The sequence below is a fragment of the Teichococcus oryzae genome, from assembly GCF_008386565.1.
Classification (GTDB): domain Bacteria; phylum Pseudomonadota; class Alphaproteobacteria; order Acetobacterales; family Acetobacteraceae; genus Pseudoroseomonas; species Pseudoroseomonas oryzae.
The window spans coordinates 693,224-707,649 of sequence record NZ_VUKA01000001.1; the positions used below are offsets into that span (position 1 = coordinate 693,224).

The 14,426-nt window shown below is 70.3% G+C and carries 11 protein-coding genes; 5 read left to right on the plus strand and 6 right to left on the minus strand.

What is annotated here, in order from left to right:
* The first annotated feature begins 2 nt into the window (after positions 1-2).
* The 3 genes from F0Q34_RS03205 to F0Q34_RS03215 are packed head-to-tail and all read left to right on the plus strand — an operon-like array spanning position 3 to position 3,666.
* The gene (locus F0Q34_RS03205; RefSeq protein WP_241665295.1) at positions 3-566 is read left to right on the plus strand and encodes a pentapeptide repeat-containing protein; all 564 of its coding nucleotides are present in this window, start codon (positions 3-5) and stop codon (positions 564-566) included.
* A complete protein-coding gene (locus F0Q34_RS03210) occupies positions 563-2,770 on the plus strand; it encodes an ATP-dependent helicase (protein ID WP_149810674.1) in 2,208 nt (735 codons plus the stop codon). Before F0Q34_RS03205 ends, F0Q34_RS03210 begins: the two co-directional genes overlap by 4 nt.
* Complete coding sequence (locus F0Q34_RS03215) at positions 2,767-3,666, plus strand: 50S ribosomal protein L11 methyltransferase (protein WP_149810675.1); 900 nt, start codon at positions 2,767-2,769, stop codon at positions 3,664-3,666. Before F0Q34_RS03210 ends, F0Q34_RS03215 begins: the two co-directional genes overlap by 4 nt.
* A gap of 14 nt (positions 3,667-3,680) precedes the next feature.
* On the opposite strand, the gene F0Q34_RS03220 is transcribed toward F0Q34_RS03215, so the two are convergent.
* A complete protein-coding gene (locus F0Q34_RS03220) occupies positions 3,681-4,490 on the minus strand; it encodes a hypothetical protein (protein ID WP_149810676.1) in 810 nt (269 codons plus the stop codon).
* Positions 4,491-4,736: 246 nt separating this feature from the next.
* Positions 4,737-5,075 (minus strand): DUF1127 domain-containing protein, encoded by a 339-nt coding sequence (locus F0Q34_RS03225; protein ID WP_206667943.1) that lies wholly within the window; start codon positions 5,073-5,075, stop codon positions 4,737-4,739.
* A gap of 186 nt (positions 5,076-5,261) precedes the next feature.
* Here F0Q34_RS03225 and F0Q34_RS03230 point away from each other — a divergent pair, with 186 nt between their 5' ends.
* Entirely contained in the window at positions 5,262-7,037 is a 1,776-nt protein-coding gene (locus tag F0Q34_RS03230; RefSeq protein ID WP_149810677.1) for an aminopeptidase P family protein, read from the plus strand.
* Positions 7,007-7,795 carry a hypothetical protein gene (locus tag F0Q34_RS03235; RefSeq protein ID WP_149810678.1) on the plus strand — a complete coding sequence of 263 codons (789 nt, stop codon included), beginning with the start codon at positions 7,007-7,009 and terminating at the stop codon, positions 7,793-7,795. Before F0Q34_RS03230 ends, F0Q34_RS03235 begins: the two co-directional genes overlap by 31 nt.
* Positions 7,796-7,808: 13 nt before the next feature.
* Here the strand turns inward: F0Q34_RS03235 and ligA are convergent, their stop codons facing one another.
* The 4 genes from ligA to F0Q34_RS03255 all read right to left on the minus strand — a co-directional run bounded on the left by ligA (position 7,809) and on the right by F0Q34_RS03255 (position 14,337).
* Complete coding sequence (gene ligA / locus F0Q34_RS03240; protein ID WP_149810679.1) at positions 7,809-9,965, minus strand: NAD-dependent DNA ligase LigA; 2,157 nt, start codon at positions 9,963-9,965, stop codon at positions 7,809-7,811.
* A 77-nt stretch (positions 9,966-10,042) separates the two neighbouring features.
* On the minus strand, positions 10,043-11,716 hold the full coding sequence (locus F0Q34_RS03245; RefSeq protein ID WP_241665296.1) for a Na/Pi cotransporter family protein: 1,674 nt from the start codon (positions 11,714-11,716) through the stop codon (positions 10,043-10,045).
* Positions 11,717-11,780: 64 nt separating this feature from the next.
* On the minus strand, positions 11,781-13,460 hold the full coding sequence (gene recN, locus F0Q34_RS03250) for a DNA repair protein RecN (RefSeq protein ID WP_149810680.1): 1,680 nt from the start codon (positions 13,458-13,460) through the stop codon (positions 11,781-11,783).
* Between the two features lie 22 nt (positions 13,461-13,482).
* Positions 13,483-14,337, minus strand: coding sequence for an outer membrane protein assembly factor BamD (locus F0Q34_RS03255; RefSeq protein ID WP_149810681.1), 855 nt, complete (start codon positions 14,335-14,337; stop codon positions 13,483-13,485).
* Positions 14,338-14,426 lie beyond the last annotated feature (89 nt).

Genomic DNA, 14,426 nt, shown 5'->3' on the forward strand with positions numbered 1-14,426 from the left:
TGATGGCGGCACTCCTTCGGCCCGGCGGCCGGGAGGTTGGCCGCGTTCGCATCCCGTTCTATATGCCGGGGGTGCGCTCGCCAATCCTGCCTCTCCTCCTGATCCTCGTGCTGCCCACCCTGCCCGCGCAGGCTGCCTGCAGCGATGCCGCGGCGCCGGGTGTCAACTGGCGGCGCTGCCTCCAGGATGGGCAGGATCTTTCGGGGGCCGATCTGTCCGGTGCCAATCTGCGCGATGCCGGATTCACCCGCGCGAAGCTGCGGCAGGCCCGGCTGAAGGGCGCCGACGCGCCCGATTCCCGCTTCACCTCGGCCGACCTGTCGGGTGCCGACCTGTCCGGCGCCGTTCTGCGCGGCGCCGACTTCACGCGCACCAAGCTGATCGGCGCCAAGCTGGTGCGGGCCGATCTGCGTTCCGCCCGCTTCTTCCGTGCCGACCTGACCGAGGCCGACCTGACCGGCGCCAACATCAGCGGCACCGACCTGTCCACCGCGACGCTGGATGGCGCCCGCTGGGTGGATGGGGAAAAGCTTTGCGCCGCCGGATCGGTGGGAACTTGCCAATGACCGAATACCTCGCCCGCCTGAATCCGGAGCAGCGCGCCGCCGTGGAAACGGTGGACGGGCCGCTGCTGGTTCTCGCCGGCGCCGGCACCGGCAAGACGCGCGTGTTGACCACCCGCTTCGCCCATATCCTGATGACGCGCCGCGCCTATCCCAACCAGGTGCTGGCCGTCACCTTCACCAACAAGGCGGCGCGGGAGATGCGGGAGCGCGTCGCCGCCATCCTGGGCCAGCCCGCCGAAGGGTTGTGGCTCGGCACCTTCCACGCGCTGTGCGCCCGCATGCTGCGGCGGCACGCCGATCTGGTGGGGCTTTCCAGCAACTTCTCCATCCTCGACACGGACGACCAGATGCGCCTGCTGAAGCAGGTGATGGACGCGGCTGGCGTGGACATGAAGCGCTGGCCGCCGCAGGGGATGATGGCCATCATCCAGCGCTGGAAGGATCGTGGCCTGACGCCGGCGCGCATCACGCCCGCCGATGATTCGGATTTCGCCAACAACCGCGCCCGCAGCCTTTACGCCGCCTATCAGGAGCGGCTGGTCCAGCTCAACGCCACCGATTTCGGCGACCTGATGCTGCACATGACGGAAATCCTGCGCACCCACCCGGACGTGCTGGCCAATTACCACCGCATGTTCCGCTACATCCTGGTGGACGAATACCAGGACACCAACACCGTCCAGTATCTGTGGCTGCGGCTGCTGGCGCAGCGCCCCGACCCGGCCGAGCGCAACATCTGCTGCGTTGGCGACGATGACCAGTCGATCTATTCCTGGCGCGGCGCCGAGATCGAGAACATCCTGCGCTTCGAGAAGGACTTTCCCGGCGCCACCATCGTGCGCCTCGAATCCAACTACCGCTCCACCGCGCCGATCCTGGCCGCCGCCTCCGGCCTGATCGCCAAGAACAGCGGCCGCCTCGGCAAGACGCTGCGCCCCGGGCGCAACGACGCCAAGGGCGACAAGGTGCGCGTGGTGTCGCTGTGGGATTCCGAGGAGGAGGCCCGGATGGTGGGCTCCCGCATCGAGGCGGCGCGGCGCGCGGGCGACAACCTGTCCGAAACCGCCATCCTGGTGCGCGCCGGCTTCCAGACCCGCGCCTTCGAGGAGCGGATGATCACGCTGGGCATTCCCTACCGCGTGATCGGTGGCCAGAAATTCTACGAGCGCGCCGAGATCCGCGACGCCATGGCCTATCTGCGCGTGCTGAACCAGCCGGCTGACGATTTGGCCTTCGAACGCATCGTCAACACGCCGAAGCGCGGCCTGGGCGACACCGCCATCCGCGCCATACACGACGTGGCCCGCGCCGAGCAGCGGCCGCTGGTGGTGGCGGCCTGGCGGCTGATCGAGATGGGGGCGCTGCGCCCGAAGCCGCGCGCGGCGCTGCGCGAGCTGTTGGAAGGCTTCGCCCGCTGGCGGGAGATGCTGCCCAAGGACGGCCATGTGGTGGTCGCCGCTACGCTGCTGGACGAAAGCGGCTACACGGAGATGTGGAAGCAGGACAAGTCGCCCGAGGCGCCGGGCCGGCTCGACAACCTGAAGGAGCTGGTGCGCGCGCTCGGCGAGTTCGAGACGCTGGCCGGCTTCCTGGAGCATGTCGCGCTGGTGATGGAGAATGACGAGAACGCCGAGGGCGAGCGCGTTTCCCTGATGACGCTGCACGCCGCCAAGGGGCTGGAGTTCGACAGCGTGTTCCTGCCCGGCTGGGAGGAAGGGCTGTTCCCGCACCAGCGCGCCCTGGACGAGGGCGGGGAGAAGGGGCTGGAGGAGGAGCGGCGCCTCGCCTATGTCGGCATCACCCGCGCCCGCAAGCGCTGCGTGATCAGCCATGCCGCCAATCGCCGCATCTACGCCAACTGGACCAGCCAGATCCCAAGCCGCTTCCTCGACGAGCTGCCGCCCGACCAGGTGGTGGTGGAGGGCGGCGCCGGGGCCGAGCGGCAGCGCCTGATGAACCAGCCCTCCGCCTTCGGCAACGGCCAGTTCCCGCTGGTGGCGCGCAAGCCGCGCATCATCGAGGCCGGTTCCTGGGAAGTGAATGAGCGTCCGGCCCGCGCGAGCGCCCTGCCGCAGGGGACGCGGGTGTTCCACCAGAAATTCGGCTATGGGCGCGTGGTCGCCGTGGATGACAACAAGCTGGATGTCGAGTTCGACAAGGCGGGTCGGAAGCGCGTGCTCGATACCTTTGTGGAAAAGGCCTGATCCCGTTGAACCGCCGCCATCCCTCAACGCTTGAAACCCTCTCCATCGACGGCCTGCCCGAGCATGCCGTACCCGCCTTCGAGGCGGCGTTTCAGACCGTCTGCCCGAGCGTCGGCTATTTCAAGGACGACCCGACCGACACCTGGCGGCTGGAAGCGGTGCGCGAGACCGGGGTTGGCGATGACGAGCTGATGCCTGCCCTGGTGCTGGCCGCCGCGCTGTCCGGCATCGAGCCGCCGGAGCTGATGCGGGAGCCGGTGGAGGCGGAGGGCTGGCTGGCCCGCACCGTGCAGGCCTTCCCGGAGCAGGAGATCGGCGCCCGCGTGCTGATCCGCCCGACCCACCTGCCCAACCCGGTGACCTATGGCCGGACGGTGCTGCTGCTGGATGCCGGCATCGCCTTCGGCTCGGGCGAGCATGGCTCGACGCGCGGCTGCCTGATCGGCTTCGAGGGCATGGCGCATCGGCGGCCGCGCCGCATCCTCGACATCGGCACCGGCTCGGGCATCCTGGCCATGGCGGCGGCCAAGCGGTTGCGCCGCCGCGTGCTGGCCACCGATATCGAGCCCTGGAGCGTGCGCATCACCGCCGAGAACGCCAAGCTGAACGGCCTGCGCAACCAGATCCGGGCCAGGCTGGCGGATGGCTGGCGCAGCCCGGCGGTGCATGCCGGCCGCTATGACCTGGTGTTCGCCAACATCCTGGCGCGCCCGCTCTGCGCCATGGCCCGGGATCTGGCCGACCATCTGGCGCCGGGCGGCACCGCCATCCTGGCCGGGTTGCTCGGCACCCAGGTCCGCATGGTGCTGGCAGCGCATCGCCGCGCCGGGCTGGTGCTGGAGCGGCGGATCGACCAGGGCGCCTGGTCAGCGCTGGTGCTGCGCCGACGGGGCTGAGCCCGCCGGATCATTCAGGCCTGCGGCGGAGTGGCGCCGCCGCGCGCACCAAAGGCCTGCGCCGCGGATGCCGGCGCCAGACGACGGGCCGGAGCGATGGCTGGCGTGAGTTCGAGCGCGGTGACGGCGCGATCCACCGTCAGGTGCAGCAACAGGGCGCGCAGGGCGAGGGCCACCGCCAGCATCTCCCCCAATTCCTCCAGCGTCATCAGGAAGGTCAGCATCGGCGTCTGGACCAGCGCCTCGATATCGGCGTCCTGCAGCGGGACGCCCTCGCCGGCGCTCTGGTGGATCAGGGCGGATTCCACCAGCTCCAGCCCCAGGGCGCAGCCGATGAACAGGGTGCCGGCCACGACCAGCCGCAGCAGCGTCCGCCGGGGCAGCTTCAGGACCAGGGGTACGAGCAGCGCGCCGGACACCACCACCAACCCGATATAGGGCACCACCCAGCCGATGTAGAAGATGCCGCCCAGATCCATCAGGCTCTGCATGGGAAAGGCCATCCGGTCATGCAGTGCCGCGCCCTCATCCAGGGCGAGGAACAGGATCATGGCCAGAACCAGGGCCCAGCTCCGCCACAGCCTTTCCCCCTTTTCCCGCGCATCCGCGGCGATCAGCCAGGCAGCCAGCGCGGCGGCAAGCAGCCCGGCCACCGAAACCACGGTCGGGATGGAGCTTTCCGCGGCGAAGTTGAGAACCTTGGTGATGCTGGATTCCCGCCCCTTGGCCTCGGCCATGATCCGCGACAGCACATGGCCCAGGGTAGCCAGCGCGATGACCCAGCAATGGGCACGGAACACCCCCTGAGCGGATAGGCGGGGCATGGCATCTCTCCAGTCCGGTCGAGGCAGGCGGGGCGCGCCGGTCCTCCAAATTCAGGACTTCGTTTTTTAATTGAAATGTCACCCATGCGCCACAAAATTGGACTGCCCGTCGGAACACCAAAACGAAACGCCCGCCTCCTGAGGGAGGCGGGCGATCGGTTGGAAGCGGCTTCTGGGGGGAGGGGGGAGGAAGAAGGCCGCTTCTCTTGGTCTGCGGAGCTACAACCCGCCGCCGCAGCCAGGGTTTCAGGCGGCGATGGCGCGCGCCGGAGCGGGGGCGTTCGCCGCCTGCTGCTCGCGGGCCTTGAACTCGGCCTCGAACACATGCGGAATGTCGCCGCGGGTCAGGCCGATATCGGTCAGCTCGCGGTCGGACAGCATGGACAGCTCGTCATAGATGCGGCGGCGGCGCGGGTACTCGACCACGGCGCGGAACATCGCGGAAAGGGTCTTGCGCAGCCACTGGCCCACGGCCTCGTCGCGCTGGCGCGCCGCCTCCAGCTGCACGGACTGGGCCGGAGCCAGGGTCATCATGCTGCTGGGGATAGCCGAGACGAATTCCGGCTTGGTGACACGGGCGTTCATTGTTTCTAGCGTTCCGATAATACCCTGGTGCGGTCCGCGGGATCGGCTCGTGCCGTCAACCGCCCGCCCCATGGCGATGAGCGGGATGTAATCCTTTCGGCTTGTAAACAGGAGCGCAGGCATTGAAGCGGAGCTATGCGCCAAACGCATTGAAACCTGTGGAAACATGTTCTTAACGGGATGCTAATGGAAGTGACACACGCCAAGCGCCTTGCCGCCCTTCGCACCGAGCTTGCCAATACCGGGTTGGATGGCTTCCTCATCCCACGCAACGATGAGTTTCTCGGGGAATATGTTCCACCCAGTGGCGAAAGGTTGGCCTGGATCTCCGGCTTCACCGGCAGCGCCGGCATGGCCATCGTGCTGCCCGAACGGGCCGCCATCTTCACTGATGGCCGCTACACCACCCAGGTGGCGGCGCAAACCGATCCGGCGCTGTGGGAACGCCGGCACCTGACCGAGCAGCCGCCGGCCGACTGGCTGGCTGAGCACGCCGCGGGGCGCCGCATCGGCTACGACCCCTGGCTGCATCCGCAGGCCCAGATTGACAAACTGGCCGCTTCGGGCGCCATGCTGGTGCCGCTGGTGGTGAATCCCCTGGATGCCGCCTGGAGCGGCCGGCCGGCGGCGCCCCGTGGCCTCGCCGCGCCGCAGCCATTGGAATATGCCGGCCGCGACGCCGCCGAGAAGCGCGCCGAGATGGCGGCCGTGCTGCGAAAGGCCGGCGAGGACAGCGCCATCCTGGCCGATCCCCATTCCATCGCCTGGCTGCTGAACATCCGCGGCGGCGACCTCGACCACACGCCTTTGGCGCTCGGCTTTGCGCTGCTGCGCTCGGATGCCTCGGTGGATCTGTTCATGGATGCCGCAAAGCTGGATGAGCGGGTGCGCGCGCATCTCGGCAATGCGGTGGTGGTGCATCCGGTGGCGGCGCTGCCGGCCATCCTCACCGGGCTGGCCGGACAGGCGGTGCGTATCGACATGGACACCACCCCCATCTGGTTCGCCGCGACGCTGCGGGAGGCAGGCGCCACGCTGCGGCCGGGCGAGGATCCCTGCCGCCTGCCGCGCGCCTGCAAGAACCCGGCGGAACAGGCCGGCGCCCGCGCCGCCCATCACCGTGACGCGCTGGCCCTGGCCCGCTTCCTGTGCTGGTTCTCCAGCCATGCGTCCGCCGGGGGCGAAACGGAGATCAGCGCCGCCGGGCGGCTGCTGGCCTTTCGCCGGGAATTGCCGCTGTTCCGCGCCGAAAGCTTTCCCGCCATTTCCGGCGCGGGGGAAAACGGCGCCATCGTGCATTACCGCGCCACCGAGGCCAGCAACCGCCCGATCCGCGCCAATGAATGCTACCTGATCGACAGCGGCGGGCAGTTCACCGATGGCACCACCGATGTCACACGCACCCTTTGGACGGGGCCGGGCGCCCCGCCGCCCGATCTGGTGGAACGCTATACCCGCGTCCTGCGCGGCCACGTCGCCCTGGCGACGCTGCGCTTTCCGCAGGGGGTTGCCGGGCCGCATATCGATGCGGTGGCGCGGGCGCCGCTCTGGCAGGCGGGGCTGGATTACGACCATGGCACCGGCCATGGCGTCGGCAGCTTCCTATCGGTGCATGAGGGGCCGGTCAGCATCAGCCGCGCCGCTCGGCCGATCCCGGTGCAGGCCGGCATGATCCTGTCCGACGAGCCCGGCTTCTACCTGCCCGGCGCCTATGGCATCCGCATCGAGAACCTGCTGCTGGCGCGGGAGGCGCCGGCGCAGCCGGGCCAGGCGCGGCCTTTCCTGGAGTTCGAGACCCTGACCCTGGCCCCCTATGACCGCCGCCTGATCGATGTGGCCCTGCTGACGCCGGCGGAGCGGGGCTGGGTGGATGCCTACCAGGCCCGCGTGCTGGCCGAGATCGGGCCGGATCTCGAGGCGCCGGTGCGCGCATGGCTCGAACAGGCCTGCGCCCCGCTCTGACGCCGCCAGGGCTGCGGGGCCGCCGCATCCTGATGGCCTATGGCCTGCTGGGGGAGGCGCTGAACCGCCTGCGCCCCTTCGGCATGGATTACATGGGCGCCCAGCTGGCCTGGCTGCGCGCGGAGGGTGCGGCGGCGGAGGTCGTCGCCGTGCCTACCTCGGCCCCGGTGGCGGAGAATGCCCGCCGCATCGCCGAAGCCATCCTGTCCGAGCCGCAGCCTTGCCTGCTGGTCGCGCACAGCAAGGGCGGGCTGGAATCGCTGGCGGCGCTGCTGCGGCCGGAGGTCGCTGGCCATTGCCGTGGCTTTGTCGCCATCCAGTCGCCCTTTTTCGGTTCCGCCGTGGCGGATGCGCTGGTCGGTCATGGCGGGTTGCACGACGCGGCCCGCTGGCTGGCGCATGCGCTGCGGATCGGGCAAGGGGACGGGCTGGCCGACCTGACCACGCATGCCCGCGCCGCATGGATGCGGGAAAATGGCGAAGCCGTCGCCGAACTGACCGCCCGGCTGCCGGTGCTGTGCATCGCCAGCAGCCTCGACCGCGCCACGGCGCGCGGGGCGGACCGGCGCTACCTGCCCCTGGTGCATTGGGTGGAGCGGCGCGGCGGCGGCCCGAATGACGGGCTGGTTTCGGTGCGATCCGCCCTGTTGCCCGGGGCGCGGCACCTTGTGCTGAATGCCAGCCACCGCGCCCTGGTCTCGTCCGGGGAAGGGCGCGACCCGATCGGCGTGCTGCGGGACGCGCTGGCGATGTTCTGAAGGGAGGGCGGCGCTACAGCCCCGCCATTTCCCGCCATTCTGCCTCGGTCAGGGTACGGACGCCCAGCTCCGCCGCCTTCTTGGCCTTGGAGCCGGCATCGGCGCCGATGATCACGAAGTCGGTCTTCTTCGACACGCTCTTGGTGACCTTGGCGCCCAGCCGCTCGGCCACGGCCTCCGCCTCGTCGCGCGAGGTCTGCTCCAGCGTGCCGGTGAACACCACCACCTTGCCGGCGAAGGCGCTGTCCTGATCGGAGAAATCCGCCGCGTCCTCCGGCGTCACCTCGCGCGCCAGGTCGTCGAGCGCGTCGCGGTTGCGCTTCTCAGCGAAGAACTCGGCCAGCTCGGTGGCGATGGCCGGGCCGATGCCCTGGATGGAGCCCAGCTCCTCCCGCGCCTCGGAGCCCACAGTGGTGGCGGCCAGCATCTTTTCCCGCCAGTGGCGCAGGGAATGGTAGTGCCGCGCCAGCAGCTTGGCGTTCTGCGCGCCGATGCGGCGGATGCCCAGGGCGAAGATGAAGCGCTCCAGCGGCACGGCGCGGCGGCTGTCGATGGCGGCCAGCAGGTTGGACACCTTCCTGGTGGCGCCGGCCTTGGCGCCCTTGCCCCAGCCTTCCCATTGCCGCATCCGGTCGGCGTGGCCATGCAGGCGGAAGATGTCGGCAGGGCTGTTCACTAGCCCTTCCTCATGCAGCTTGATGATGTTCTCCTCGCCCAGCCCCTCGATGTCCATGGCGTTGCGGCTGACGAAATGCTTCAGCCGCTCCACCGTCTGGGCCGGGCAGATCAGCCCGCCGGTGCAGCGCCGCACCACCTCGCCCTCCGGCCGGATGGCGTGGCTGCCGCAGGCCGGGCAACGGTCGGGGAAGGTGAAGGGCTGGCTGTCCGCCGGGCGCTTTTCCAGCACGATGCCGATGATCTGCGGGATCACGTCCCCCGCGCGCTGCAGGATCACGGTGTCGCCGAGGCGCACATCCTTGCGGGCGATCTCGTCCTCATTGTGCAGCGTGGCGTGCTGCACCATGACGCCGCCGACATTGACCGGCTGCATCACCGCGCGCGGCGTCAGCGCGCCCGTGCGGCCGACCTGGATCTGGATCTCCTGCAACACCGTCATGGCCTGCTCGGCCGGGAATTTCCAGGCGATGGCCCAGCGCGGCGCGCGGCCCACGAAGCCGAGGCGGGATTGCCAGTCCAGCCGGTCCAGCTTGTACACCACCCCGTCGATGTCATAGGCGAGGCCGGCGCGCTGCGTTGCCATCTCGGCCTGGAACGCCTCGGCGGCGTGCTCGTCCGGCAGGGAGCGGGAGAGGGGGTTCACCTGGAAGCCCCAGCGCTCCAGCGCCTTCAGATAGCCGGAATGGGTGTCCGCAACCGGCTCGGAGGACACGCCCTGGGCATAGGCGAACAGCTTCAGCGGCCGCCTGGCGGTGATCGAGGGGTCGAGCTGCCGCAGCGATCCGGCGGCGGCGTTGCGTGGATTGGCCGGGATGCGGATCGCTTCGCCCACCTTCTCGCCGCGTTCGCGCCGCGCCTCGCGCTCCTCGTGCAGCCGCTGCTGCTCGTCCCGGAAGAACAGGAAATCGGCCTTGGTCATGAAGACCTCGCCGCGGATCTCGATGCTGGCGGGGAAGGGCGCCTTCAGCTGGCGCGGCAGCTCGTCCAGGGTTTCGAGGTTGCGGGTGATGTCCTCCCCCACCGTGCCGTCGCCGCGCGTGGCGCCGCGCACGAAGCGGCCATCCTCGTAGAGCAGGTTGACCGAAAGCCCGTCGATCTTCGGCTCGGCCACGAAGCGCAGAACCTCGTCCTCCGGCAGCTTCAGGAAGCGGCGGACGCTTTTGGCGAATTCGGCGAAATCCTCCGGCGCGAAGGCGTTGTCCAGGCTCAGCATCGGCGTGCCGTGGCGGGACTTGGCGAAGCCGGAGGCGGCCTCAGCCCCGGGCGGCGCGTCGGAAGGGCTGTCGGCCCGCTTCAGCGCGGGGAAGCGCGCCTCGATGGCGGCGTTGCGGCGGCGCAGCGCGTCATACTCCGCATCCGTCATGATCGGCGCGTCGTTCTGGTGGTAGGCGATGTCGGCGGTGGCGATGGTCTCGGCCAGGGCGGCGAGTTCCTCGGCCGCCTGGGCGTCGGTCAGGGCATCGACGGGAAGGGTGCGGAGCGGCGCGGTCATGCTGTTCCCCTAACCCGCGCCGCGGCGGCTTGGAAGCGGGGCAGCCTCGCCATTCACGGTGCTTCCGGCCGTCCCGCTCAGGTCGGCATGTCCTGTGCCGGGCGCAGCCGGGTCGGCAGCAGCTCGCCCTGCTCCTCCAGCACGGGATAGGCGGCGGCGGCCACCAGATGCGCGTTCAGCCGCTTCAGGTCGCGCAACAGGTCGAGATGCAGCGCGCTGGTTTCCGCCGTGCCGCCCTGGCCCTGGCGCAACCGCTCGAAATGCGCCTGCACCGCCTGGGCTTCCAGTTCGCGGAACGCTTCCTTTTCCGCGGCCAGGTGCCGCGCGGCGCGTGCGTCCTCGGTCATGAAGACGGAGGCTGCGACGCGCAGATTGGCCCGCACCCGCTCGGTCATGCGCAGCAACTCGGCCTCGCCTTCCGGCGAGAAGGGCAGGCCACGCTTCAGCCGCCTGGCCGCGGCCGGCATCAGGTTGCGCTCCACCACGTCACCCGCATGTTCCAGGTTGGTGGCGAAGGCCAGGATCTGCCCCACGCGGCGACGGTCCGCTTCCGACAGGGCCTCCGGGTCCAGGCGCAGGAGATAGGCCTTGATGGCGCCGTTCAGCCGGTCCAGCACATCGTCCATGCGGCGCACCGTGGCGATGCGGCGGCGGTCACCCTGCAGCAGCGCGTCCCGCACGCCTTCCAGCATCTCCTCCAGCGCGTCGGCCAGGCGCATGGCTTCCCGCGCGGCGGCGCCGATGGCCAGCACGGGCGTTTCCAGCGCGGCGCGGTCCAGATGGCGCGGGCGGGCGGGATCGGCCGCATCGACCCTGGCCGGCAGCAGGCGCCGCAGCAGCCGGGCATAGGCCGGCAGGACAGGAAACAGCAGAAGGGCCAGAAGCAGGTTGAAGGCCGTATGGAAATTTGCCACCGCCCGGGCCGGGTCCGATTGCGGCCAGGCGGCGAGCGGCTCCAGCCACGCCAGCAGGGGCAGGGCCAGGAAGCAGCCCAGGGCGCGCGCCAGCAGGTTGCCCAGGGGCAGGCGGCGGGCCGCCGGGTCGTCGCCGCCGCTTCCTTCCAGCACCGGGTTGATGGCGGTGCCGAGATTGGCACCCAGCACCAGCACGCAGGCCTGGGCCGGCGCCACCAGCCCATGCGCCGCCAGCGACATCACCAGCAGAACCACGGCGACGGATGAATGCGCCGCCCAGGTCAGGGCCGCCGCCAGCAACAGGGCCAGCACCGGCTGCGCCGCCAACGCGTCCAGTCCCGCCCGCAAGGCCGGGGATTGTTCCAGCGGTGCCAGGACAGCCAGCATCTGGTGCAGCGCCATCAGCATCAGGCCAAGCCCGATGCCGACCCGCCCCAGATCCCGCCATTGCGTCGCCGAGCGCCGGAACAACAGGAAGCCGCCCAGCACCAGCAAGGGCGCCAGCCTCGACACATCGAAAGACAGGAGCTGGACGATCAGCGTGCTGCCGACATTGGCGCCCAGCATCACCGTCAGCGCCGGCACCAGCCCGACAGCCCCGCTGGCGGCGAGGCTGGTGACCATCAGCCCCGTCGCCGTGCTGCTTTGCAGGATGGCGGTGGCGCCGAGCCCGGCCAGGAAGGCGCGCGGCCGGCTTCCCAGCGCGGCTGCCAGCATGCCCCGCAGCCTTGGGCCGAAGGCACGCTGCACGCCCGTCTGCACCATGCGCACACCCCAGAGCAGCAGCGCCACGGTGCCGGCCAGATCCAGAAAGGTGAGCAGAACCTCCATCGCCATCCGCCTTCCGCAAAGCGTCAGCGTTGCGCCCGAGGTTCCGGCAATGCAAGCGGAAGCGTGACGTTCAGGCGGCGCCGCGCAAAAGGGAGTCCGCGGCGGCGCGGGCGGCCTCCGTCACCGTTTCGCCGGCCAGCATGCGGGCCAGTTCCTCCCGCCGGGCGGCGGGGTCGAGCGGCTCCACCCGGGTTTCGGCCCGGTCGGCCCGGATGCCCTTGGCGACGCGCCAGTGCTGCGTGCCGCGCGCCGCCACCTGCGGGCTGTGCGTCACCACCAGCACCTGCAGCCGTTCCGCCACCTTGGCCAGACGCTCCCCCACCGCGGCGGCGGTGGCGCCGCCGACGCCGCTATCCACCTCGTCGAACACCAGGGTCGGCACCGGGGAGCCGCGCGCCAGCACCACCTTCAGCGCCAGCATCAGCCGCGACAGCTCGCCGCCCGAGGCGATCTTGTCGAGCTGCCCCGGCTTCTGCCCTGGATTGGTGGACACCAGGAAGGTGACCCGGTCCTGGCCATCGGCGCCCCAGGCGCGCTCCTCGCGCGGGGCGATCTCGATATGCAGGCGGGCGCGCTCCAGCTTCAGCGGCGCCAGCTCCCGCGCGACGGCCTGTTCCAGCCGGCCGGCGGCCTCCTCGCGCGCGGCGGTCAGCGCCCCGGCCTCCGCCACGAAAACGGCACGGGCGGCGGCGGCGGCGGCTTCCAGCGCGGCGGCACGCTCGGCGCCCGCATCCAGAGCGGCCAGCCGCTCCGACAGGTCATGAAGCAATCCCGGCAGCTCAACCACGGCCACCGCGTGCTTGCGGGCGGCGGCGCGCAGGGCGAAAAGCCGCTCCTCCACCTGTTCCAGCCGGCGCGGATCGGGCCCGAGATCGGCGCCGAGCCGTTCCAGCATGGCCTCGGCCTCGGCTAGCGCATCCTGCGCCTGGCCCAGCGCGGCCAGGATCGGCGCCGCTTCCTCATTGGGGGCGGGCAGGCGCTCCAGGGCACGGGCGGCGCTGCGCAGGGCGGCGGCGGGGCCGGTGGAGCCGCGGCGGTCGCGTGGCTGCAATTCGGACAGGGCGGACGCCACGGCCTCGGCCCGGCGCTCGCCCAGCTGCATCGCCTGGCGCTCGCCGGACAACGCGTCCTCCTCGCCTTCCAGGGGGGCGAGCAGGGACAGCTCCTCCACCGCGTGGCGCAGCCATTCCTCGTCGCGCTGCGCCTGGGCGATGGCGTCCTGGGCGGATTTCAGGGTCCGCTCGGCGCCGCGCCATTCCCGGAAGGCGTCCGCCACGGCGCCGCGCCGCCCTTCCAGCCCGCCAAAGGCATCGAGCAGGCCGGCATGGGTCGCGGGGTCCGCCAGACCGACCTGGTCGTGCTGGCCCTGGACCTCCACCAGCAGGCTGCCCAGCCGCCGCAGCAGCCCGACGCCCACCGGCTCGGCGTTGACAAAGGCGCGGGAGCGGCCATCCGCCTGCACCACGCGGCGCAGAACAAGGTCATCCTCCGGCTCGATGTCCTGCTCGGCCAGCAATTGCTGGGCCGGATGGTCGGGAGGCAGATGGAAGCAGGCGGTGACCGAGGCCTGGGACTGGCCGGCGCGGACCATGCCGGCCTCGGCCCGTTGCCCCAGTGCGAGGCCCAGGCTGTCCAGCAGGATCGACTTGCCGGCGCCAGTTTCGCCGGTCAGCACCGTCAGGCCATGGCCAAGCGACAGGTCCAGCCGCTCGATCAGGACAACATCGCGGATGGCGAGCGAGGTTAGCATGGCGGAGCGGCCGGCGGGGCGCTCAGAAGATCGAGTTCCAGGTGCGGGCAAAGAAGCCGGGGCGGCTGGCGCCGGAGCCACCTGCCTCGATGCCGCCTTCCCCCAGAAGGGCGTAGGAATCCTGGTACCAGGAACTGCCGGGATAATTGTAGCCCAGCACGCTGGCGCTCTTGCGCGCCTCCTCCGTGAGGCCCAGCGCCATGTAGATCTCCGTCAGGCGGTGCAGCGCCTCGGGCACATGGTTGGTGGTCTGGAACTCATCCACCACGCGGCGGAAGCGGCCGATGGCAGCGGTGTAGAGGCCCTTGTTCTGGTAGAAGCGGCCGATATTCATCTCGCGCCCGGCCAGATGGTCGCGCGCCAGGTCCATCTTCAGCCGCGCATCGCGCGCATAGGGCGTGCCCGGAAAGCGGTTCACCACTTCCTGCAGCTGGTTCATGGCGATCTCGGTGGCGCGCTGGTCGCGCTCGGCATCGACGATCTGCTCGTAATAGCAAAGGGCGCGCAGGTAATAGGCATAGGCGATGTCGCGATGCGCCGGATGCAGCTGGATGAACCGGTCCAACGCGCCGATCGCCTCGGTGTAGCGGTTGCGCATGTAGTCGGAATAGGCCGCCATCAGCCGTGCGCTGGTGGCCCAGGTGGAATAAGGGTGCTCGCGCTCGATGCTGTCGAAATAGCCGATGGCGTCCTGGTATTCGCCCTTGCGCATCGAATCGATGCCGGCGCCATACAGCGCATCCGGCGTCGCCGCGGCCATGGCGGCCGGCGATGCGTTGAGGCTGTCCCGCTTGCCGTCCCACTGGGAGCAGGCGGCGGCCAGAAGCGGCACGGCCAGGAGGAGAGGAAGACGGAAGGTCCGGGGGGTGAGGCGCATGGCGGCCGTTCTATACCATGGCGCCCCCCCGAGACGAAGGGGGCGGCGAAACGGGAACGGCCGGCCTGGGGAACAGGCCGGCCGGATCA

Coding starts and splice junctions, on each gene's coding strand:
- F0Q34_RS03205 (WP_241665295.1), top strand. CDS start 3: ATGGCGGCACTCCTTCGGCCCGGCGGCCGGGAGGTTGGCCGCGTTCGC.
- F0Q34_RS03210 (WP_149810674.1), top strand. CDS start 563: ATGACCGAATACCTCGCCCGCCTGAATCCGGAGCAGCGCGCCGCCGTG.
- F0Q34_RS03220 (WP_149810676.1), bottom strand. CDS start 4,490: ATGCCCCGCCTATCCGCTCAGGGGGTGTTCCGTGCCCATTGCTGGGTC.
- F0Q34_RS03225 (WP_206667943.1), bottom strand. CDS start 5,075: ATGAACGCCCGTGTCACCAAGCCGGAATTCGTCTCGGCTATCCCCAGC.
- F0Q34_RS03230 (WP_149810677.1), top strand. CDS start 5,262: ATGGAAGTGACACACGCCAAGCGCCTTGCCGCCCTTCGCACCGAGCTT.
- F0Q34_RS03235 (WP_149810678.1), top strand. CDS start 7,007: ATGGCTCGAACAGGCCTGCGCCCCGCTCTGACGCCGCCAGGGCTGCGG.
- ligA (WP_149810679.1), bottom strand. CDS start 9,965: ATGACCGCGCCGCTCCGCACCCTTCCCGTCGATGCCCTGACCGACGCC.
- F0Q34_RS03245 (WP_241665296.1), bottom strand. CDS start 11,716: ATGGCGATGGAGGTTCTGCTCACCTTTCTGGATCTGGCCGGCACCGTG.
- recN (WP_149810680.1), bottom strand. CDS start 13,460: ATGCTAACCTCGCTCGCCATCCGCGATGTTGTCCTGATCGAGCGGCTG.
- F0Q34_RS03255 (WP_149810681.1), bottom strand. CDS start 14,337: ATGCGCCTCACCCCCCGGACCTTCCGTCTTCCTCTCCTCCTGGCCGTG.